The organism is Mesorhizobium sp. M0904, from assembly GCF_040319475.1.
Classification (GTDB): domain Bacteria; phylum Pseudomonadota; class Alphaproteobacteria; order Rhizobiales; family Rhizobiaceae; genus Mesorhizobium.
This window is the reverse complement of the sequence record NZ_JAMYOC010000019.1, coordinates 57,167-77,467: the sequence shown is the minus strand read 5'-3', so window position 1 is coordinate 77,467 and position 20,301 is coordinate 57,167. Positions and strand designations below refer to the sequence as shown.

Sequence of the window (20,301 nt, the reverse complement as noted above, 5' to 3'; positions counted from 1 at the left end):
CATCATCCGACCTGAATGACAGCCTTGATCAGGCCGGACTTCTCATGCGCCCAGCGGGCGAGGTCATGCGGCGTTTCGCCAAGCGTCGTGCGGTGCGTGACGAGCTTAGCCAACGGCACCGCGCCGTTGCGGATCGAGGCAGCGACATGGTCGAAATCGGCACGCAGCGCGTTGCGGCTGCCGATCAGCATCATCTCGCGCTTGTGGAATTCGGGATCGGAAAAGGCGATGTCGTCCTTGACGACGCTGACCAGCACCAGCGCCCCGCCATGCGCGACATGGGCGAAGGCCGACTGCACCGACTGGGTGTTGCCGGTGGCATCGAAAACCATGTCAAAACCGTCGCCGTCGGTTGCTTGCCGCACCAGGTCCGCAGCAGCGCCCTGCGAGCCGTCGAGGGTCGCGAAGCCGAGTTCGCTTTCGGCGAAACTCAGCCTCCCCGCACTCATGTCGAGCAGCGTCACGTCGAGCCCGGCGATGCGGGCGAACAGCGCCGTGCCGAGCCCGATCGGGCCAGCGCCAATGACCAGCGTGCGCGCACCTGGATCAGCCAGCGAGCGCCGCACGGCATGGGCGCCGATCGCCAGGAATTCCACGGCAGCAGCATCGGCCAGCGACAGGCCGTTTGCCGGATAAAGATTTTGCGCCGGCACCAGGATTTGCTCGCACATGGCGCCGTCGCGGTGGACGCCGAGCACCTCGATCTTGACGCAGCAATTCGGCTTGCCGTGCCGGCAGGCGATGCATTTGCCGCAGGCGAGATAGGGATTGACGACCACCGGTTCGCCGATTGCCAGATCGACGCCCTCACCAACCTCGATCACGGTGCCGGAAACTTCGTGGCCCATAGTGCGGGGATAGGCGAGGAACGGGTGCTTGCCTTCGAAGATGTGATAGTCGGTGCCGCAGATGCCGACATGGCTGACGGCGACCAGCGCCCAGCCGGCGGGCGGCGCGCCAGGCGCCGGGCGATCTTCGAGGACAAGTTCGCCGGGCGAGCGGCAGACGACGGCTTTCATGCTTCAATCCAGTCGGTTCATGGCACCGCCGGCTCTGCTGTCGCGAGGCCGGCGGTTGTGGGGAGGCGGTCTATTTGCCGCGGCGGCGCAGCCCGTCGAAATAGACGATGACGATGATCAGCACACCGGTGATGATGCGCTGCCAGAAGGCGTTGACGTTGAGCAGATTGGCGCCGTTGTTGATGGTGGCAAGGATGAAGGCGCCGAGCAGCGGCCCGTGCACTGAGCCGACAGCGCCGAACAGCGAGGTGCCGCCGATCACCGAGGAGGCGATCGCCTGCAATTCCCAGCCCTCGGCCTGTGTCGGATTGCCGATGCCGATGCGCGAGGCGAGAAGCACGCCGACGAATGCCGCACACAGCCCCGACAGCGTGTAGGCCATGTAGATGGTGCGCTGGACGTTGACGCCTGACAGGCGCGACGCCTCGGCGTTGGAGCCGACCGAGAACAGATAGCGGCCCCAGCGGCTGTGGTGCAGGAAGATGTAGGCCGGGATGCCGACCAGGATCACCATCCAGAACAGATTGGGGACGCCGACGAAGGAACTGCGCGAGAACGTCTGGAAGGCATCGTTGTTGATCGAGATCGAGTTGCCGTTGGTCATCAACAGACCGATGCCGCGCAGCGAGGTCAGCGTCGCCAGGGTGATGATGAAGGGTGGGAGGCCCATCTTGACGATGCCGAAGCCGTGGAACATGCCGATGGCGACGCCGACCAGCAAGGTAATCAGGATGGCCAGGAACACCGGTGTGCCGGCGTTGATCAGCATCGCGACGATGACTGTGGCGAAGCCGACCACGGCGCCGACGGAAAGGTCGATGCCGCCCGTGATGATGACGAAGGTCTGGCCGACCGCCAGGATGGCGATCATCGACCCTTGCCGTAACAGGTTCGAGATGTTGTTGGCCGAGGCGAAGCTCGGCGTCGCCACCGACAGGATGACCCACAAAAGAACCAGCAGCGCCAGCAGTGTCAGCCCGAACAGGGCGTTGTAGTTGCGTTTCGGCCTTTCGGCAGCGATCGCCTCGGTGCTCATATCTTCCCTCCCGGTCTTTCTTGTTTCTCGGCCAGCGCCTGGGTGAGGATCTCCTCGTGATCAGCGGTCCGAAACCCGTGCGTAGCCACCAGTTTGCCGCGCCGGAACACATGCAGCGTGTCGGCGAGTTCATAGACCTCGGGCAGGTAGGACGAGATCAGGATGATGCCGGCTCCTTTGGATAGCAGCGCGCCGAACAGGCGGTAGATCTCGGCCTTGGTGCCGACATCGACGCCAACGGTAGGCTCGTCGAAGATGAACAGCTTGGCGCCGTGGGCGAGCCATTTGCCGATGACGATCTTCTGCTGGTTGCCGCCGGACAGGCTGGAGGCCAGGGCGCTGCGTGTCGGCGTCTTGATGCGCAGGTCAGCGATCTGGCGATCGGCTTGCGCCTTTTCCTGCGCGCGCGAGATCAGCAGATTGCTCGAGATGCGCTTGTAGATCGGCAGATTGAGGTTGAGCCCGACCGGCAGGTTGAGGCAGAGGCCCTGGTCGCGGCGGCTTTCGGGGGCCAGCGCCATGCCGAGCCTGATCGCGTCATGTTCGGAATTGACCTTGACCTCCTTGCCCTCCCAGAGGATCTGCCCGGCCGATTTGCGGTGGCGGCCATAGAGCGTGGTGACGAACTCGCTGCGCCCGGCGCCGATCAGGCCATAGAGACCGACGATCTCGCCGGCGCGGACGGACATCGAGACATTTTCGAAGCCCTTGCCCGACAGGTTCCTGGCTTCGACGATGGTCGCGCCGAACGTGAAATGCTCCTTGTGGTAGACCTGCTCGATCGAGCGGTTGATCATCATCTTGACCAGCTGGGCGTCATTGGTCTCGGCAATGTTCCTGGTGCCAACCAGCGTGCCGTCGCGCAGCACCGAGACGCGGTCGGCGAGCTCGAACACTTCTTCCATGCGATGGCTGATGTAGATGATGGTGACGCCTTCGCCCTTCAGCCGACGGATCAGCGTGAACAGCTGGTCGGCCTCCTTGCGGGTGAGGTAGGCGGTCGGTTCGTCGAAGATCAGGAATTTGGTGCCGCGCACCGTGGCGCGGGCGGCGGCGATCAGCTGCTGCTGGCCGATGGTCAGGTCACCCAGCATGACATGCGCCGGCAGGTCGAAGCCGAGATCGTCGATGATCTTCTGCGCCTGCCTGACCATCGCCCGCTGCTGGAGGATGCCGAAGCGGGAATCCTCCTCGCCGAGGAACATGTTGGCGGCGACGGTGAGATGGCGGCACAGGACGACTTCCTGATGCACGGCATTGATGCCGAGCGCCATCGCCTCATGCGGCGTTGCCAATGCGGCAGGCTTGCCCTCCCAGATGACGTCGCCGGAGGTGCGCGGCATGACGCCGGTCAGAAGCTTGATCAGGGTGGATTTGCCGGCGCCGTTCTCGCCGACGATGGCGTGGATCTCGCCGGCCTTGAAGGCGAGATCGACCGGCTTCAGCGCATGGGTGCCGGGATAGCGCTTTTCCAGCCCGCGGAGTTCGAGGATGGTCCTGCCCGGTTCCAGCGTTGGGGCCGGATGGAGTTCCTGCGCCGTCGACATCATGACAATCCTCCCAGATTGGCCCCCAAAGATTGGCCTCGCGATTGGCACGAGTGGGATGTTTCCGGGGCGAAAAGGCCCCGGAAACAGTTCACTTGCGGCTATGCTCAGTCGAGCTTCGGGTTGAGCAGCGCGTCGATCTTCGGATCCTTCATGTTGGCCTTGGTGACCAAATTGGCGCCGGTATCGACATTGGCCTCGACCTTCTCGCCCTTCGAGGCGGCGAGCGCCGTTTTGATGCCGTCATAGCCCATCCGGTACGGATCCTGAACGACGAGAGCCGAAATGACGCCGTCGTTGAGGAACTTGATCAGCTTCTCGTCGCTGTCGAAACCGACCAGCCCGACCTTGCCGGCAAGACTGTTCTCGGCGATCGCCTGACCGACGCCCTGCGCCATGATCAGGTTGGAGGCGAAGATGCCCTTGAGGTTGGGGTTGGCGGTGATCAGGTCGGTGGCGATGTTGAGGCCGGTGGTGGCCTGGCCGTCGGCGTATTTGTCGGCGACCAGCTTGAGGCCCGGATATTTGGCAGCGAGCTGTTCCTTAAAACCCTGGGCGCGCTGTTCGAGCGAGCCGGCGCCCGGAAGCGCGGTGATCAGGGCGACGTCGCCCTCGACCTTGCCGCCATTGGCTTCGCCGATGGCTGCGGCAAGGCCGTCAGCGGCAACGCGGCCGCCCTGGATGTTGTCGGTGGTCAGGAACGAGGTGAAGGCCTTGGAGTCGGCGCCGGAGTCGATACCGATGATCTTGACCTTGGTGGCGGCCTCGTCGATCGGCTTGCCGAGCGCCTTGGCTTCGGTCGGCGCGATGACGACGGCGGCCGGGTTACCGGCGACGGCATTTTCGAGGATCGAGATCTGGCCGTTGACGTCGGTCTCGGCCTGGGCGCCGAGCTCCGGCACGTTGACGCCGAGATCCTTGCCGGCCTTGCGGGCGCCGGCCAGAACGATCTGCCAGTAGAAGGACGTGGTGTCCTTGACGATGATCGGGATGGTCACGTCGGCCGCGGATGCCGGCGCCGAATGCATCACGCCGGCAAGCATCGAGGCGGCTGCAAGTGCCACGACGGCGCGGCGATTGAGAATGCTGGTCACGAATTTCATTAGGAGTCCTCCCTAAGTCGCCCGGTGAATGTTACGGAAGCTCCATTCGGATGGCGCGGCCCAAACGGAACTTTATCAATAAAAAACATTTACCGCATTTTGATAATGCATCACCTCGGTCGGCGCAAGCGATGTTTGATGGCCGCTCGAATGGCTGGGCGGGAAAGCTTGCTCCCTCGGAACTCCGCTGCCAATCTCCTCCAATATGTCGCATGGAATATTAATTCCATCATCCAGTCAATATGGAATGTTCATTCTTTTTCGGGAGCGTTGGAACTGTGACGCCTGGCGATCACGTCCGGTGTTCGCGACTATTGTGCATGTCCGGCTTAGAGCGTCGCTCCGAGATGCCAAGGCACGAACTCGTTGTCACCGTAGCCGAACTCTTCGCTCTTGGTCTTGCGGCCCGAAGCCGTCTCGACGATCAGTTCGAAGATCTCGCGGCCCATGCCGGCGATGGTCTTTTCGCCCGAGGCGATGACGCCGCAATTCACGTCCATGTCCTCTTCCATCGTGTGATACATGGTCGAGTTGCTGGCGACCTTGATCGACGGCGTCGGCCGGCAGCCGAAGCAGGAGCCGCGGCCGGTAGTGAAGACGATGACGTTGGCGCCGCCCGCCACCTGGCCGGTGGCCGAGACCGGGTCGTAGCCGGGCGTGTCCATGAACACCAGCCCGTGCCCGGTGACCTTCTCGGCATAGCCGAAGACGCCGTTGAGCGGCGTCTGGCCGCCCTTGGCGACCGCGCCGAGCGACTTTTCCAGGATGGTGGTCAGGCCGCCGCGCTTGTTGCCCGGTGAGGGATTGTTGTCGATGGATGCGCCATGCTTGGCGACGTGGTCTTCCCACCATTTCACATAACCGTCGAGCTTGGCGGCGATCTCAGGGGTTGCGGCGCGATAGGCGAGCAGGTGCTCGGCGCCGTAGATCTCCGTCGTTTCGGAGAGGATGCCGATGCCGCCGACGCCGGCCAGGATGTCGACGGCGGCACCCAGCGCCGGATTGGCGGTGATGCCGGACATACCGTCGGAGCCGCCGCATTGCAGGCCGACGACGATCTCGCTGACCGGGATCGGCTCGCGCTGAAGCTTGCCGACCTCTTCGGCGATCTCGGCCAGCACGACCAGCGCCTTCTCGACCGATTTGCGCGAGCCGCCGGCTTCCTGGATGTTGAAATGACGTTTTCCCGCGGCAACGCCCTTCTGGCCATAGAGGGTGAGCTGGTTGACCTCGCAGCCGAGCCCGACCATCAGCACGCCGCCGAAATTCGGATGACGGGCATAGCCGGCCAGCGTGCGATGCAGCACCATCATGCCGTCGCCGGTGGCGCTCATGCCGCAGCCCTGGCCGTGGACGATCGGGACGAAGCCGTCGATGCCGGGATATTGCGGCAGAAGCGTGCGGTTCGCCGCGTCAGCGATGGCGTGGCAGACGGTTGCCGAGCAATTGACGCTGGCCAGAATGCCGACGAAGTTGCGCGTGCCGGCGCGGCCGTCGGCGCGGCGGTAGCCCATGAAGGTGCGGGCGCGGTCGGCCTCGGTCGCATGCACTGCCTCGCTCGGCGGCACCACCGGCAAACGCCCGCTTTCGAAGACCAGATTGTGCGAATGGACATGCTCGCCGGGCGCGATGTCCTGCGTGGCGCGGCCGATCGCCTGGGCGTATTTGACCACGGCTTCGCCAGCCGCAATCGGCTTGATCGCCACTTTGTGGCCCGGCTCGATCAGCGCGGCGGCGACGGCGCCGCCCGGCAGCACGGTGCCGATCTCGATGCGGCCATTGGCGACCGCGACATTGTCGGCGGGAGACAGAAGAATGCTGTTTGCGGCGTTCACGGGAGCTTCCTGGGTGTGTTCCTGGGTGCGCGAGCGGATTGACACGCGGCTCTTAACATATAATGTCTTTTATCGTGAAAAAACATTTTTGCGTCAATTGTTTTTTCGCCAGAGCGCGACGCGTCTTTTGGATGCGAGAAGTAGGCTCTACAACCAAGACTAGCGTTGCGCATGGTATGTTGCGAAGCGATTCCGATTTCATGCGCGCGAAACGCTTCAATCCGGCCGCAATCGCCAATGCGCCACGGGGCAGGGGATGTCGAAGAGCAACAACGTTTACAAGGACGCTTATAATCGCGGTCTGAGGCTGCTCGACGAAACCAGGAGCCTGCCTTCGGAGCCGGAGCTGGGTACGCTGCTCGGCGTCAGCCGCACGACGGTCCGCACTATCCTTGCGCGCATGGAAGAGACCGGGCTGATAGACTGGAACAAGCGCAGCAAGACGGTTCTGCGCGAGCCGCGGCCGGATGATTTCTTCCCCGAGGAAGAAACCGACACGCTGGCCGAGATCATCGAGCGTTCCTTCATGCGGCGGCTGCTTGCCAGCGGTGCCGAAGCCGGAATGCAGATCAACGAGCTCGAGCTGGCGCGAGAGATCGGCGTCGGCACCACCAGCGTGCGCGAATTCCTGATCCGCTTCTCGCGCTTTGGCCTGATCGAGAAGCGCCGCAACAGCCACTGGGTGCTGAAAGGCTTTACCCGCGCCTTCGCGCTGGAGTTGACCGAGATCCGCGAAATGTTCGAACTGCGCTCGGCCGCAGCCTTTGCCGCTCTGCCCGAGGACAGCCCGGTGTGGGCCGACCTCGACCGCCTGGAGGACGAGCATCGCCTGCTGGCGCGCGAGATCGCCGTGCGGTTCAACGAATTCTCCGAGCTCGACGAGCGCTTTCACCGGCTTATCCACCGGGCGTCGCACAACCGCTTCATTGTCGATTTCTACGACGTCATCGCCATGATCTTCCACTACCACTACCAGTGGAACAAGGCGCAGGAGCGCGAGCGCAACGAAGTCGCGGTCCAGGAGCATCTCGCCTATATCGCCGCGCTCAAATCGCGCGATCTCGCCAAGGTCGACGCCGCCTGCCGCAAGCACCTGAAATCGGCCCGCCACACGCTGCTGACGTCCATTCCCGAGGGCAGGCAGCCGCAACGCGCGTGATTGTGTTGCGTTGCCGCAGCAACGTTTTGGCGATTTTCCGGCCGCCGGCTCCGTGCTAGAGAACTGACGTTGCTGCGTGAAGAGGCTGGTTCTTGACCATACGCCGGAGACGATGGAGCATGCCGGTCGCGTTCGCCGCGGCGTGGCTTTTCGTGCTCCAGTCGATGTTCGGCGCGTTTGCTTCAGGCGGCGAGCCGAACGCCTCGCAATTCGATGCTTTCGGCAACACGATCTGCACCCATGACGGTGCGGCGCAACTCCCCGCCGGCGATCCGCATCATCAGCACATGCCGGCTTGCTGCATGCTTGGCTGCAACCTCGTTTCGGCGGTCTACGCGCCGCCCGATGCCGCCGGGAGCCTGGCTCGCAGCCTCTCCGTCGAAACCATCGCCTTTTTCCTGCCGGCCTTCCGGCATCGCGATTTCGCCCGCGCCCGCACTCCGTCCAATCCGCGCGCACCACCGGCGACGGCCTGATCCGTTCTGGTTCGCGCCGCGCAACCCTTTGCCGGCGCGTTTATCGACATCGTTCGCGACCGGCCGTCGGCGCGGTCCCTTAAAGTCCACGGAGCAATCATGTCTCACTCTTTTCGCGCCGCCGCATCCAGCCGCAGGCGCTTCGCACTGGGTCGTTTCGAGCAGCGTCTCGGCATCGCCCTTTGCGTTCTTGCCCTCCTGTTCGCCAGCGCCCAGACGGTGTTGGCACACGAGTTCAAGCTTGGCGATCTCGAGATCGGGCACCCCTGGTCGCGCGCCACGCCAGCCGGCGCCAAGGTAGCCGGCGGCTACTTCACGATCACCAACACCGGCAGTGCGCCGGATCGCCTGCTGTCGATCACCTCCGACATTTCGGCCAAGGCCGAACTGCACGAGATGGGCGTCAGCAATGGCGTCATGACCATGCGGCCGGTCACAGGCGGCCTCGAAATCCCGGCTGGCGGCAAGGTCGCATTGGCGCCTAACGGCTATCATTTGATGTTCATGGATTTGAAGCGGCAGCCCAAGGAGGGCGAAATGTTTTCCGCAACACTGACCTTCGAAAAAGCCGGGCCCGTGCAGATTGAATTCGCCGTGCAAGGCATCGGCAGCGCGGCGCCGCAGGACGACCACTGACTTGGCCGCTTCGAGAGGTACCATCATGAAGAAATCTCTTTTGCCCGGCTGCGTGCTTCTTATCCTCGGGACCGGCGCGGCCTTTGCCCACATCACGCTCGAAACGCCGGAGGCGGCGGTGGGCTCGACCTACAAGGCGGTTCTTCGGGTGCCGCATGGCTGCGAGGGCAAGGCGACGACCGCCGTGCGCGTGCAGATCCCGGAAGGGGTGCTCTCGGTCAAACCGATGCCGAAGCCGGGTTGGACGCTGCAGGTCAAGAACGGCAAATACGAGAAGTCCTACCAGCTCTACGGCCAGGCAGTGACCAGCGGCGTCAAGGAGATCGACTGGAGCGCCGGCAGCCTGCCGGACGAATTCTACGACGAATTCGTCTTTCGCGCGACACTGGCATCCGACCTGCCGGCAGGCCAGATGCTGCATTTTCCGGTGGTACAGGAATGTGACGGCGTTGCCGATCGCTGGATCGAGATTCCGGCGGCCGGGCAGGCTGAGGATGCGCTGGAATTTCCGGCGCCCGGCCTCAAGCTGCTGCCGAAGAAGTGAGCTCCGGCGGCGCGCTTTGGCGGATGGGCGCGCCGCTGCTCTTGGCGGTGATATGAGCGCGCCATCCTTCCTGCGGCAAGCTTGCATGGCCGGCAACTGTTCTGGCCGGCTTGTGGCTGGCCTGCTGGCCGCCATCGTGCTGCTCGCCGTAATCGCCATGCCTGATCCCGCCTTCGCCCATGCAGCGCTGATCAAGGCCGAGCCGGCTGACGGTGCGGTGCTGGCGCAGAGCCCGTCGCAGATGTCGCTGACCTTCAGCGAGCCGGTTTCGCCGCTGGTGCTGACGCTGGTGCGGCCCGACGGCACGTCGATCCCGCTGAGCTCTTTCCGGCTCAGCGGCCAGGCCGTCGAGATCGACAATCCGCAGGCGCTGACATCCGGCACGCATGTGCTGAGCTGGCGGGTAATCTCCGCCGACGGGCATCCGGTCGGCGGCTCGGTGCTGTTCTCGGTCGGCACACCGAGTGCCGCGCCGGCCGCCTCCGATGCCGTTGACCGGGGGCTTCGAACGGCGATCTGGATCGGCAAGGTTTTTCTGTATGTCGGCCTGTTTTTCGGGGTCGGCGGTGCCTTTGCGCAGGCCTGGCTGGCGCAAGGCGGCCGATCAGGCCAGAACATGATCGTCGCTGCGATCCTGTGCGGCCTGGCCGCCGCACCGCTGTCGCTTGGTTTCCAGGGCCTGGATGCGCTTGGCGCGCCGCTTGCCCGGCTGGCGCAGCCGGTCATCTGGCAGACCGGGCTCGGCACCAGCTTCGGCTGGACAGTGCTGATCGCGCTGATGGCGCTCGGCCTTGGCCTGTTGTCGCTGGTCGTGCCGCGCGCCGACGCAAGGCCGCTCGCCCTGGCCGGACTGGTTGGCGTTGGCGCAGCACTTGCCGCCAGCGGGCATGCCAGTGCCGCCGAGCCGCAATGGCTGACCCGGCCGATGGTGTTTCTGCACGCCACTGGTATCGCGATTTGGTCCGGGGCGCTGGCGCCGCTCGGTCTTGCCTTGAAACGGCAGCCGGACAAAGCCGGGCCGTTGCTGCGCCGGTTTTCACGAGCGATCCTGTTCGTCGTGGCGGTGCTTGCGGCAGCCGGCATCGTGCTCGCCGTCATCCAGGTGCAAACGCCGTCGGCGCTGGTCCATACCGCTTACGGCCGGCTGCTGCTGCTCAAGCTGGTGCTGCTCGTCTTTCTGTTCACGCTCGCCGCCGTCAATCGCTTCAAGCTTACGGCCCCGGCTGAGGCGGGCGAAACGGAAGTCCAGCGGCGGCTGGCCCGCTCGATCGCCATCGAGGTGCTGATCGTGCTGGCGATCTTCGGCGTTGCCGCCGGCTGGCGCTTCACGCCGCCGCCGCGCGCGCTGGCGATCGCCGCGGCACAGCCGGCGTCGGTGCATATCCACACGCTGCAAGCGATGGCCGACCTCAGCATTGCGCCCGGCCATGCCGGGCCTGTTGCCGCTTCGATCTTCATCATGACCGGCGATTTCGGCCCGCTCGACGCCAAGCAGGTAACACTGGTGCTGTCAAAGCCCGATTCCGGCATCGAACCCATCAAGCGCCCGGCGACGAGGCTTGGCGACGGCACCTGGCGCGTCGACGATCTCGTCATTCCGGTCGCCGGCCGGTGGACGGCGCGGCTCGATATCCTGGTCTCGGATTTCGAGATGGTGAAGATTGAGGCGCCGATCGACATCAGGCCGTGACGAGAGCGCTGGTCCACGCAAGACAATTCGGCGAGGCGGTTGACGCGGCCGCGAACCCCCGTCAATCATCGCCATCAAGAATGGGCGTCCAACCCAATCGCGGGCTCAAACCAACAAGATCCGAAAGCAGGGAAGAAACGATGGAAAAAGCCGAAATCGGCCTGATCGGCCTTGGCACGATGGGCTCCAACCTGGCGCTCAACATCGCCGAGAAGGGGCACCGCATCGCCGTCTTCAATCGCACCGCGGCGCGCACCGATGCCTTTGTCGAAAATGCCGGCGCGCTTCGGGATAGGGTGGTGCCCTGCTACAGCCTCGAAGAACTGGCCGCCGCGATCCGGCCGCCGCGGCCGATCATCATCATGGTGCTGGCCGGCAAGCCGGTCGACGAGCAGATCGCGGCATTGCGCGGCGTGCTGTCGGCCAACGACATCGTCATCGACGCCGGCAATGCCAATTTCCGCGATACGATGCGTCGCTTCTCCGAGCTTACCGATTCGGGCCTGACCTTCATCGGCATGGGCGTGTCCGGCGGCGAGGAGGGCGCACGCCACGGTCCCTCGATCATGGTCGGCGGTACCGAAGAGTCCTGGAAGCGCGTCGAAAAGGTGCTGACCGCGATCTCGGCCAAGTTCAAGGGCGAGCCTTGCGCGGCGTGGCTTGGCACCGACGGCGCCGGCCATTTCGTCAAGACCATCCACAACGGCATCGAATATGCCGACATGCAGATGATCGCCGAGATCTACGGCATCTTGCGCGACGGGCTCGGCATGGGGCCGAAAGAGATCGCCGAGGTGTTTTCCCAGTGGAACACGGGCAGGCTCAATTCGTACCTGATCGAGATCACCGCCAAGGTGCTGGCCGCCGACGATCCCAAGACCGGCAAACCGGTGGTCGACATCATCCTCGACCGCGCCGGCCAGAAAGGCACCGGCAAATGGTCGGTGATCGAGGCGCAGCAGCTAGGCATCCCGGCCACCGCGATCGAGGCGGCTGTGGCGGCACGCGTACTGTCGTCGATCAAGGACGAGCGGCTTGCCGCCGAAAAGGTCTATGGCGGCGGCGTGAGCAAGATTTCCGGAGACAGGGACGCCCTGCTCGGCGATCTCGAGCTGGCGCTGTTTGCCGGCAAGATCGCCGCCTACGCGCAAGGCTTCGCGGTGATGAGCGGCGCGTCGAAGGAATTCAACTGGAACCTGCCGATGCCGGTCATCGCCAAGATCTGGCGGGCCGGCTGCATCATCCGCTCGCAATTGCTGGATACGATGGCGGAGGCCTTCGGCGGCGGCGGCGCAGCCACCAACCTGTTGATGGCGCCGGCTTTCGTCTCATTGATGCAGGAGGCACATCCGTCGCTTCGCCGTGTCGTCGCAAGGGCGGCCGAAGCCGGCTCGCCGGTGCCGGCCCTGTCATCTGCACTTGCCTATTTCGACAGTTACCGGCAGGGCCGCGGCACTTCGAACCTGATCCAGGCGCAGCGCGATTTCTTCGGCGCGCACGGCTTCGAGCGCATCGATGGGCAGGGCGCTTTCCATGGCCCGTGGGGGAGTGGGGCGGCGGGTTAGCGCCCGGTCTCGGCCGTAGAGATCGGCTTCGCAGTTTCTTGAAAGCGGACCTTGCTGGCGATCACGCTGGAGATCGTGGTTGCGCCATCAACGGACATTGATCGAGGGAACCCACGGGCATTTGCCCTCACAGCCAAAAGACGAGCCTATGTCCTGACGAGAGCAAGCCGGCGATCCAAAGCGATGCGCTCTTTAGTCGGGAAGGCCAGCCTTGCGGTAGCCTTCGACGAAGCGCTGGAGCACTTCCTCGTCGTCGAATGGCTGCGATGTCGCCCAGTGCCTGATGCTGAAATGGGGATTGCTCATCATGAAGAACTCCGCCTCCTGACGGGCTTCATCCAGGCGTCCGAGCTGCGCGAGGGCTGCCGCAAGCATGCGCCGCGACGTGGTGCGGTAGGTTTCCGGCTTGCGTAAAGCCTCGACCGCGGATTGATAGTCGCCGAGCGCATAATAGGCTTGGCCCGCCATCCAATGGTACCACCCCGGAGGGCGCGGATTGAGCCGCAACGCCCGCTTCACGAATTCGACGCCCTTGACCGCATCGCCCCTCAAGGTGATGAGATCCGAGCGCATCGCCCAGGCATCGGCATGATTGGGATCGAGCTTGAAAGTCGCCTCGAACTCTGCATCCGATTCCGCGAAACGCCGTTCGTGACCAAGTATGATGCCCAGCACCCACCGGTTCCCGGCATCGTTAGGGTCGAGCGCCACTGCCTGCTGCGCTTCCGCGAGCGAGCGAGGTTGGTTGGTTTCCTTCGGCTCGTTCCAGAACAGCCAGCCGAGCCAAAGATTGAGGGCCAGCAAGCTATGCGCTTCGGCATAGTCGGGATCGAGTCTGATCGCCTTCTCCAGCAGCATGCGCGCTTCCTGCGCGCCTAACCCGGTCTGAAAACTGACGCCGCGGGCTTGTACACAGAGGTCATAGGCTTCGAGACTCGTCGGCCGTTTGCGCGCCGGCTGTCCGGCCAATCGGCCGACCAGGGCTTCGACGATCTTGGCCGTGACCTCGTCCTGCACTGCAAAGATATCCTCGAGGCTGCTGTCGTAGCGCTCGGCCCAGATATGATCGCCGCCGATCGCGTCGATCAGCTGCGCATTGATGCGCACGCGCCCCGCGGCGCGCCGGGCGCTGCCTTCAACCACATAGCGCACCCCAAGATCACGCGCGGCCAAACGCACATCGACCGACCGCCCTTTGTAAGCAAAGGTCGAGTTGCGTGCGATGACGAAGAGGCCGGCGCAGCGAGATAGGTCGGTGATCAGGTCTTCGGTCAAGCCGTCGACAAAGGTTTCCTGCTCCGGATCGTTGCTCATGTTGGTGAAAGGCAAGACCGCGATCGAGGGCTTGTCGGGCAATTCCAGCGATGCCAGTCGCCCGACCTGAGCGGCTCTCGGAAGCTGCAGGTTGACGCGATAGCAGTATATCGGCTCGGCTATGTTCTTCACCCGCTGCTCGCCCATAGGCTCGAACGCAAACGCCAGCTTCTGCCTGACCTCCTTGGACACCTTCTCCGAAACGCAGATGCCACCGGGCTCGGCGAGTTGTTGGAGGCGCGACGCTACATTCACGCCCTCGCCATAGCGATCGTCCCCTTCGACGATCACTTCCCCAAGGTTGATTCCGATCCGGACTTCGAAGCGCTGGTCTTCGGCGACGCTCGCGTTACGTTCCGTCATGCCGCGCTGAAGCGTGACCGCGCATTCGACCGCATCCACCACGCTACCGAACTCCGCCAGCAGGCCGTCTCCCATAAGCTTGAAGATTCGCCCGTGTCGCGTCGCGATTTCCGGCTCGAACAACTCTTTGCGGCCCCGTTTCAGCCGGTCGAAGGTGCCCGCTTCATCCACCTCCATGAGCGCCGAGTAACCGACAACATCAATGGCAAGGATGGCAGCGAGCTTCCGCTCCATGTTGAGCCTCAGTTCAGATTCGCGACACGCCAGGCGCAGGTCAGAGGCAGGTAGGACCGGCGCCTCCGGCGTGCCCTCACCGGCCTCTATACCACAGATCACGCTTCTTGAGAGTATGACTCGCGCGACGCCTTGGCTCTCCTGCGCAGCGCCACTGACGAGCGAGTCCCATCTATCCCTACCGCTTGTTCGCGGCAGTTGCCTCTCAACCGGACCCGTGACCGCTTCGGGCCAGGTCACGACGATGCCCACGCCGACCTAAATGTCCGCAATTAAAGATCTGCGGCCCGGAGCTGCCAATCCGCTTTCGGCCCGAAGATTGACTGTCAGCAACGGGCCGCCAATTCGACCGTTCGCCTACGAACCCTTGCCACGTGAAGCCGACATCCCTGTTGAGGACGTTAGGCGTTCCGGAACTACGGCAAGAGATCCGTCACAGCGCGCCCACTTCCGTCCATTGCCATAGGGAAGCTGGCATGTTCGTGGATGATTTTCCAAGAACCGCCGATGCGCCTTAGCACGATGGTTCGCCGGCTCCAGGAGTCGACCTCTGTGCCATCCGTCTTAATGCCAGTCATGCGCGACAGCCCGAAGGCCACTGCAAGATCGCCGTCGATCATGAGCTGCGGGTCAGCCATGTGAACGGTGACGCCGTTGCGCCAAGTTGCAAACCAAGCATTTATCCCTTCGATGTCGCGTGCCTGTTCGCCTCTATAGGCGAGCGGCGGCGGCAGATCGAAAACCACGACATCCGGGTCCATGGCATCGACGTTGGCGCGGGCGTCCCCCTTGGCAGTTGCGTCTTCCTGGCCCCGGATGACAGACAAGACTTCCTTTTCAGACATATCGTTGCTCCTTCATTTTCTGGAACGACGAGGCCGGGGCGATCAATCCGACATCGACACTATTCGTAACAAATATGGCCGGTCCAAGCTGCTGTTGCATCGTGGTATTAAGAGTGATGAGCCCCTTAGTCCCGAAACGTGACTGCCGCGTGCTCCTACGGCCGCTCTTTGGTGATCTCGTCCCCATATCGGACGGACAGCATTCGGTCCCAAGGTTGCCGTCGGCAGCGCACATTTTCCAGCCAAGTGGAATCACTTGGCGTCGCAGAAATGCGGCTAAGGCAAATAGATGGAGCCCATTTCAATTTGAACATATCCCGCCCTAGTCGGGGCGGCGATAGGCCTGGACTTCGCCTGGCTCGCTCAGGCTCTGCAGGGTGCCAGGTGCGGCGCCTCCGATCCAGCCCAGCACCGAGCGGGCGAGTTCGGCGCCGGCCAGCCGGAAGTTCTCGTTGACGACCAGCAATTCGCTGCGAAACAGGTGCAGAAGCTCCGACGATTGTTTGGACACCACATCGACATCGCGGCCAAGCTTGAGGCCGGCGTCTTCGATGCCGGCGACGATGGCGAGCGTCGCGGCGGCGGCGCTGCTGATGAAACCGTCCGGCCTGACATCGCGGCGCATCAACTGCGCCGTCCGCATTCTGATCTGCTCGATCGAATGATCGATCGAAACGGTGTTGAACGGGATCTCGCTGGCGCCGACCTCGCTCAGCGCATCGGCAAAGCCGGCGAGCGTGTGGCCGTGATAGGTCAGCTCGACCGGCGGCGCCAACAGAGCCATCCGGCGGCGGCCGAGGCCGGCCAGATGGCGCACCGCCTCGGCTGCGAAAGCGTAATTGTCGAAATCGTGATAGGGATGGATCAGCCCCATGTCTGTGCGGCCATGCGTGGCAAAGGGGATGCCGCGCTCCAGCATATAGCGGGCTCTCGGATCGTTCGGCTGCGTGCGCGAAATGATGACGCCGTCGGCTGAACCGGTTTCCACGAGGTAACGGATCGGGTCGAGCGGATCCTGGGAGCGCGAATAGGGTGTCACGATCAAGTGATAGGGCGTGTCGGCGATGACTTCCGAAACGCCGTAGATGATGTCGGAGACAAAACTCATGATCTCGTGCTCGGTGTTGAGCACCAGGCTGATGACATTGGTCTTGCCGGTGCGCAGGCGGACGCCGGCACGGTTGGGGCGATAGCCGATCTGCTTGGCGACAAGCTGGACGCGCCGCCGGGTCTCGGCGCCGATCTCGGGGGCGTCCTTCAACGCACGCGACACGGTGGTGACGCCCAGCCCGGTCATGAAGGCGAGCGTCTTCAGCGTCGGCCGGCCCTGGCCCGACGCGTCGTCGGCCTTCTCTTTTTGATGCCTGTTCATTCGTCCCGCCCCGTCAGGCGCATAGCAGTTGCCGGACAGCCCGGCAATCGGCCGGCCGCGGGCACGCCGCGGCCTTCACCGAATGAGACCGCTATATACTGAAACGTTACAGATTGTCACGACCATTGCCACACCACTGGTGACAGATGCAGAACGAGCGGCGCTGCAATCGGCGCAAAACAGCGATTGGAACGGGATTTTCCGATTTTTCGGCGCCGCAGCATTCTATTTTGCAGTGCAACCTCTCTGGTTGCGATGCGGTAGGCCAGCGAGCCGCGCGATTTTATTCGCGCTTCGAAAAAACTTGATGCCACCTTCGCCTGAGGGGTTGCGCGCCTCAAGCAATTGCCGTATCGAAAATCTGTAACGTTTCAGATTCTGGGAGGAACGAAATGCGATACCAACTCATGACTGCTGCGCTGGCTGCGACGGTCGCGCTGCAATTCGCCGGCCCGGCGGCCGCGACGGATCTGGAAGTCACCCATTGGTGGACCTCCGGCGGCGAGGCGGCAGCGGTCGCAGAACTCGCCAAGGCTTTCGACGCAACCGGCAATCACTGGGTGGACGGCGCCATCGCCGGTTCCGGCGGCACGGCGCGGCCGATCATGATCAGCCGCATCACCGGCGGCGACCCGATGGGCGCGACCCAGTTCAATCACGGCCGGCAGGCGGAAGAATTGGTGCAGGCCGGGCTGATGCGCGACCTCACCGATCTCGCCACCAAGGAAAAGTGGACGGAAATCGTGCAGCCGAAGAGCCTGCTCGACGGCTGTACCCTCGACGGCAAGATCTATTGCGTGCCGGTCAATATCCACTCCTGGCAATGGCTGTGGCTGTCGAACGCCGCCTTCAAAAAGGCCGGCGTGCCCGTGCCGAAGAACTGGAATGAATACGTCGCTGCGGCGCCCGCGCTGGAAAAGGCAGGCATCCAGCCGCTCGCGGTCGGCGGCCAGCCCTGGCAGGCCTCCGGCGCTTTCGACGTGCTGCTTGCGGCGGTCGGCGGCACCGACGCCTTCCTCAAGGTCTACAAGGACAAGGACGCCGAATTCGCCGCCGGGCCCGAAGTCGCCAAGGTCTTCAAGGCCGCGGACGACGCCCGCAAGATGGCGAAGAACACCAATGTGCAGGACTGGAACCAGGCCACCAATCTGGTCATCACCGGCAAGGCGGGCGGCCAGATCATGGGTGACTGGGCGCAGGGCGAGTTCCAGGTTGCCGGCCAGACCGCCGGCAAGGACTATACTTGCCTTCCGGGCCTCGGTCTCAACGAGGTCATCGCCACCGGCGGCGACGCTTTCTACTTTCCGCTGCTGAAGGATCCCGAAAAATCGAAGGCACAGGAAGTGCTGGCCCACACGCTGCTCGATCCCAAGACGCAGGTCGCCTTCAATCTCAAGAAAGGTTCGCTGCCGGTGCGCGGCGACGTCGACCTCAAGGCGGCGAACGACTGCATGAAGAAGGGGCTCGAAATTCTCGCCAAGGGCAATGTCATGCCCTGGACCGACCAGCTGCTTTCGCAGGATACGCAGAAGCAGAAGGAGGATCTGTTCTCCGAGTTCTTCGCCAAGCAGGACATGACCGTGGAAGATGCGCAGAAGCGCTTCGCCGCCATCGTCGGTTCGGCCGATTGAGCGATCGACCAACCGCCTCACTCCCGCCCCTGCGAACGCAGGGTCGGGAGCTTGGGTCAAGGCCTCTTGACCCTCCGGCCCTTCCCCGATCCAGCGCGGCTGTGCAGATGAGCAAGAGCGAACGCCCGAGCCAACTCTTTCGCAACCTCAATGCGAAAGTCGCTTCGATCCCGATGATTTTCACCGCGCTGGTGATTTTTGTCGGCGGCACCCTCTGGACGGTGTTGTATTCCTTCACAAATTCCAAGCTGCTGCCGCGGCTGCACTTCGTCGGTCTCGACCAGTACTATCGGCTGTGGGCGACGCCGCGCTGGCTGATCTCGATCGAGAACCTGCTGATCTACGGCGTGCTGTCGCTGGTGTTCTCGCTTGTCATCGGCTTCCTGCTTGCTGCCTTGCTCGACCAGAAGATCCGGTTCGAGGACACGTTCCGGACCATTTTCCTCTATCCCTTCGCCCTGTCCTTCATCGTCACCGGTCTGGTCTGGCAGTGGCTGCTCAACCCCGAATTCGGTGTCCAGGCAGTGGTGCGCAGCCTCGGCTGGACGAGCTTCAGCTTCAATCCGCTCTATGATTCCAGCATCGTCATCTACGGCATATTGATCGCCGCTCTCTGGCAAGGCACCGGGCTCATCATGTGCCTGATGCTGGCCGGCCTGCGCGGCATCGACGAGGATATCTGGAAGGCCGCGCGGGTCGACGGGATACCGACCTGGAAGACCTATCTGTTCATCATCATACCGATGATGCGGCCGGTCTTCATCACCACGCTGGTCATCGTCGCCTCCAACATCGTTCGCGTCTACGACCTTGTCGTCGCCCAGACCAGCGGCGGGCCCGGCATCGCCTCCGAAGTCCCGGCCAAATATGTCTATGATTACATGTTCTTCGCCCAGAACCTCGGCCAAGGGTTCGCCGCCTCGACGATGATGCTGCTGTCGGTGATCATCGTCATCGTGCCGTGGGCCTATCTCGAGTTCGGAGGCAAGAAGCGTGTCTGACCATACCGTTTCATTGCCCGCCATTGCCGGCGCCGGCGGGCTCGAAGCCTACGGGCCGAGCGGGCCGAAGCCGCGCCACACATTCTCGCGCCGTAACATCTTCCTCTACGGCACGCTGATCGTGGTGGCGCTCTACTATCTTTTGCCGCTCTACGTGATGGTGGTGACATCGCTCAAAGGCATGCCCGAGATACGCCTCGGCAACATCTTCTCGCCGCCAATGGAGATCACCTTCGAGCCCTGGGTCAAGGCCTGGTCGAGCGCCTGCACCGGGCTCAACTGCGACGGGCTGTCGCGTGGCTTCTGGAATTCGGTGCGCATCACCATCCCGTCGGTGATCCTGTCGATCGCGCTCGCCTCGGTGAACGGTTATGCGCTTGCCAACTGGCGCTTCAAAGGCGCCGACACTTTCTTCATCATCCTGATCGTCGGCGCCTTCATCCCTTATCAGGTGATGATCTATCCGATCGTCATCATCCTGCGCGAAGTCGGCCTCTACGGCAGCCTCAGCGGCCTGGTGATCGTCCATTCCATCTTCGGCATGCCGATCCTCACGCTGTTGTTCCGCAACTACTTTACCTCCATGCCGGAGGAGCTGTTCCGGGCAGCGCGTGTCGACGGCGCCGGCTTCTGGGGCATTTATTTCCGCATCATGCTGCCGATGTCGCTGCCGATCTTCGTCGTCGCCATCATCCTGCAGGTGACCGGCATCTGGAACGACTTCCTGTTCGGCGTCGTCTACACCCGCCCCGACACCTATCCGATGACGGTGCAGCTCAACAACATCGTCAACTCGGTGCAAGGCGTGAAGGAATACAACGTCAACATGGCAGCCACCATCCTGACCGGCCTGGTGCCGCTGATCGTCTATTTCCTGTCCGGAAAATTGTTTGTGCGCGGCATCGCCGCCGGCGCGGTGAAAGGATGATGG

The 20,301-nt window shown here is 63.3% G+C and carries 17 protein-coding genes; 9 read left to right on the top strand and 8 right to left on the bottom strand.

Going from position 1 to position 20,301, the window contains the following annotated elements; all coding sequences use genetic code 11:
• Positions 1-2 precede the first annotated feature (2 nt).
• The 5 genes from NKH80_RS20475 to NKH80_RS20455 form a co-directional block, all read right to left on the bottom strand.
• A complete protein-coding gene (locus NKH80_RS20475) occupies positions 3-1,019 on the bottom strand; it encodes a zinc-binding alcohol dehydrogenase family protein (RefSeq protein WP_352737534.1) in 1,017 nt (338 codons plus the stop codon).
• A gap of 70 nt (positions 1,020-1,089) precedes the next feature.
• Complete coding sequence (locus NKH80_RS20470) at positions 1,090-2,055, bottom strand: ABC transporter permease (protein ID WP_352649512.1); 966 nt, start codon at positions 2,053-2,055, stop codon at positions 1,090-1,092.
• The gene (locus NKH80_RS20465) at positions 2,052-3,605 is read right to left on the bottom strand and encodes a sugar ABC transporter ATP-binding protein (protein ID WP_352993151.1); all 1,554 of its coding nucleotides are present in this window, start codon (positions 3,603-3,605) and stop codon (positions 2,052-2,054) included. The genes NKH80_RS20470 and NKH80_RS20465 overlap by 4 nt, the downstream gene beginning before the upstream one ends.
• Positions 3,606-3,709: 104 nt before the next feature.
• Positions 3,710-4,705, bottom strand: coding sequence for an ABC transporter substrate-binding protein (locus tag NKH80_RS20460; protein WP_352737532.1), 996 nt, complete (start codon positions 4,703-4,705; stop codon positions 3,710-3,712).
• 329 nt (positions 4,706-5,034) lie between these two features.
• Positions 5,035-6,540 carry a UxaA family hydrolase gene (locus NKH80_RS20455; RefSeq protein ID WP_352737531.1) on the bottom strand — a complete coding sequence of 502 codons (1,506 nt, stop codon included), beginning with the start codon at positions 6,538-6,540 and terminating at the stop codon, positions 5,035-5,037.
• A 256-nt stretch (positions 6,541-6,796) separates the two neighbouring features.
• Here NKH80_RS20455 and NKH80_RS20450 point away from each other — a divergent pair, with 256 nt between their 5' ends.
• The 6 genes from NKH80_RS20450 (at position 6,797) to gnd (ending at position 12,610) form a co-directional block, all read left to right on the top strand.
• Complete coding sequence (locus tag NKH80_RS20450; RefSeq protein WP_352476364.1) at positions 6,797-7,699, top strand: GntR family transcriptional regulator; 903 nt, start codon at positions 6,797-6,799, stop codon at positions 7,697-7,699.
• 119 nt (positions 7,700-7,818) lie between these two features.
• Complete coding sequence (locus NKH80_RS20445) at positions 7,819-8,175, top strand: DUF2946 family protein (RefSeq protein ID WP_352691120.1); 357 nt, start codon at positions 7,819-7,821, stop codon at positions 8,173-8,175.
• Between the two features lie 99 nt (positions 8,176-8,274).
• Positions 8,275-8,811, top strand: a complete 537-nt coding sequence (locus NKH80_RS20440; protein WP_352691119.1) for a copper chaperone PCu(A)C — start codon at positions 8,275-8,277, stop codon at positions 8,809-8,811.
• Positions 8,812-8,836: 25 nt separating this feature from the next.
• Positions 8,837-9,355: a YcnI family copper-binding membrane protein gene (locus NKH80_RS20435; protein ID WP_352691117.1), complete on the top strand. Its 519-nt coding sequence runs from the start codon at positions 8,837-8,839 to the stop codon at positions 9,353-9,355.
• Between the two features lie 52 nt (positions 9,356-9,407).
• Entirely contained in the window at positions 9,408-11,045 is a 1,638-nt protein-coding gene (locus NKH80_RS20430; protein WP_352691115.1) for a copper resistance CopC/CopD family protein, read from the top strand.
• 140 nt (positions 11,046-11,185) lie between these two features.
• Positions 11,186-12,610 carry an NADP-dependent phosphogluconate dehydrogenase gene (gene gnd / locus NKH80_RS20425; RefSeq protein WP_352691114.1) on the top strand — a complete coding sequence of 475 codons (1,425 nt, stop codon included), beginning with the start codon at positions 11,186-11,188 and terminating at the stop codon, positions 12,608-12,610.
• 192 nt (positions 12,611-12,802) lie between these two features.
• Here the strand turns inward: gnd and NKH80_RS20420 are convergent, their stop codons facing one another.
• The 3 genes from NKH80_RS20420 to NKH80_RS20410 form a co-directional block, all read right to left on the bottom strand.
• Entirely contained in the window at positions 12,803-14,521 is a 1,719-nt protein-coding gene (locus NKH80_RS20420) for an adenylate/guanylate cyclase domain-containing protein (protein WP_352691141.1), read from the bottom strand.
• Positions 14,522-14,937: 416 nt separating this feature from the next.
• Positions 14,938-15,366 carry a YybH family protein gene (locus NKH80_RS20415; protein WP_352476371.1) on the bottom strand — a complete coding sequence of 143 codons (429 nt, stop codon included), beginning with the start codon at positions 15,364-15,366 and terminating at the stop codon, positions 14,938-14,940.
• Between the two features lie 322 nt (positions 15,367-15,688).
• On the bottom strand, positions 15,689-16,738 hold the full coding sequence (locus tag NKH80_RS20410; RefSeq protein WP_352506636.1) for a LacI family transcriptional regulator: 1,050 nt from the start codon (positions 16,736-16,738) through the stop codon (positions 15,689-15,691).
• Positions 16,739-17,130: 392 nt separating this feature from the next.
• On the opposite strand from NKH80_RS20410, the gene NKH80_RS20405 reads away from it, so the two are divergent.
• The 3 genes from NKH80_RS20405 (at position 17,131) to NKH80_RS20395 (ending at position 20,298) form a co-directional block, all read left to right on the top strand.
• Positions 17,131-18,369 carry an ABC transporter substrate-binding protein gene (locus NKH80_RS20405; protein WP_352506635.1) on the top strand — a complete coding sequence of 413 codons (1,239 nt, stop codon included), beginning with the start codon at positions 17,131-17,133 and terminating at the stop codon, positions 18,367-18,369.
• A gap of 107 nt (positions 18,370-18,476) precedes the next feature.
• A complete protein-coding gene (locus NKH80_RS20400; RefSeq protein ID WP_352476374.1) occupies positions 18,477-19,370 on the top strand; it encodes a carbohydrate ABC transporter permease in 894 nt (297 codons plus the stop codon).
• Positions 19,363-20,298, top strand: coding sequence for a carbohydrate ABC transporter permease (locus NKH80_RS20395; RefSeq protein WP_352476375.1), 936 nt, complete (start codon positions 19,363-19,365; stop codon positions 20,296-20,298). The genes NKH80_RS20400 and NKH80_RS20395 overlap by 8 nt, the downstream gene beginning before the upstream one ends.
• Positions 20,299-20,301 lie beyond the last annotated feature (3 nt).

Coding starts and splice junctions, on each gene's coding strand:
- NKH80_RS20450 (WP_352476364.1), top strand. CDS start 6,797: ATGTCGAAGAGCAACAACGTTTACAAGGACGCTTATAATCGCGGTCTG.
- gnd (WP_352691114.1), top strand. CDS start 11,186: ATGGAAAAAGCCGAAATCGGCCTGATCGGCCTTGGCACGATGGGCTCC.
- NKH80_RS20475 (WP_352737534.1), bottom strand. CDS start 1,019: ATGAAAGCCGTCGTCTGCCGCTCGCCCGGCGAACTTGTCCTCGAAGAT.
- NKH80_RS20415 (WP_352476371.1), bottom strand. CDS start 15,366: ATGTCTGAAAAGGAAGTCTTGTCTGTCATCCGGGGCCAGGAAGACGCA.
- NKH80_RS20460 (WP_352737532.1), bottom strand. CDS start 4,705: ATGAAATTCGTGACCAGCATTCTCAATCGCCGCGCCGTCGTGGCACTT.
- NKH80_RS20435 (WP_352691117.1), top strand. CDS start 8,837: ATGAAGAAATCTCTTTTGCCCGGCTGCGTGCTTCTTATCCTCGGGACC.
- NKH80_RS20410 (WP_352506636.1), bottom strand. CDS start 16,738: ATGAACAGGCATCAAAAAGAGAAGGCCGACGACGCGTCGGGCCAGGGC.
- NKH80_RS20470 (WP_352649512.1), bottom strand. CDS start 2,055: ATGAGCACCGAGGCGATCGCTGCCGAAAGGCCGAAACGCAACTACAAC.
- NKH80_RS20465 (WP_352993151.1), bottom strand. CDS start 3,605: ATGATGTCGACGGCGCAGGAACTCCATCCGGCCCCAACGCTGGAACCG.
- NKH80_RS20430 (WP_352691115.1), top strand. CDS start 9,408: ATGAGCGCGCCATCCTTCCTGCGGCAAGCTTGCATGGCCGGCAACTGT.
- NKH80_RS20405 (WP_352506635.1), top strand. CDS start 17,131: ATGCGATACCAACTCATGACTGCTGCGCTGGCTGCGACGGTCGCGCTG.
- NKH80_RS20420 (WP_352691141.1), bottom strand. CDS start 14,521: ATGGAGCGGAAGCTCGCTGCCATCCTTGCCATTGATGTTGTCGGTTAC.
- NKH80_RS20440 (WP_352691119.1), top strand. CDS start 8,275: ATGTCTCACTCTTTTCGCGCCGCCGCATCCAGCCGCAGGCGCTTCGCA.
- NKH80_RS20400 (WP_352476374.1), top strand. CDS start 18,477: ATGAGCAAGAGCGAACGCCCGAGCCAACTCTTTCGCAACCTCAATGCG.
- NKH80_RS20445 (WP_352691120.1), top strand. CDS start 7,819: ATGCCGGTCGCGTTCGCCGCGGCGTGGCTTTTCGTGCTCCAGTCGATG.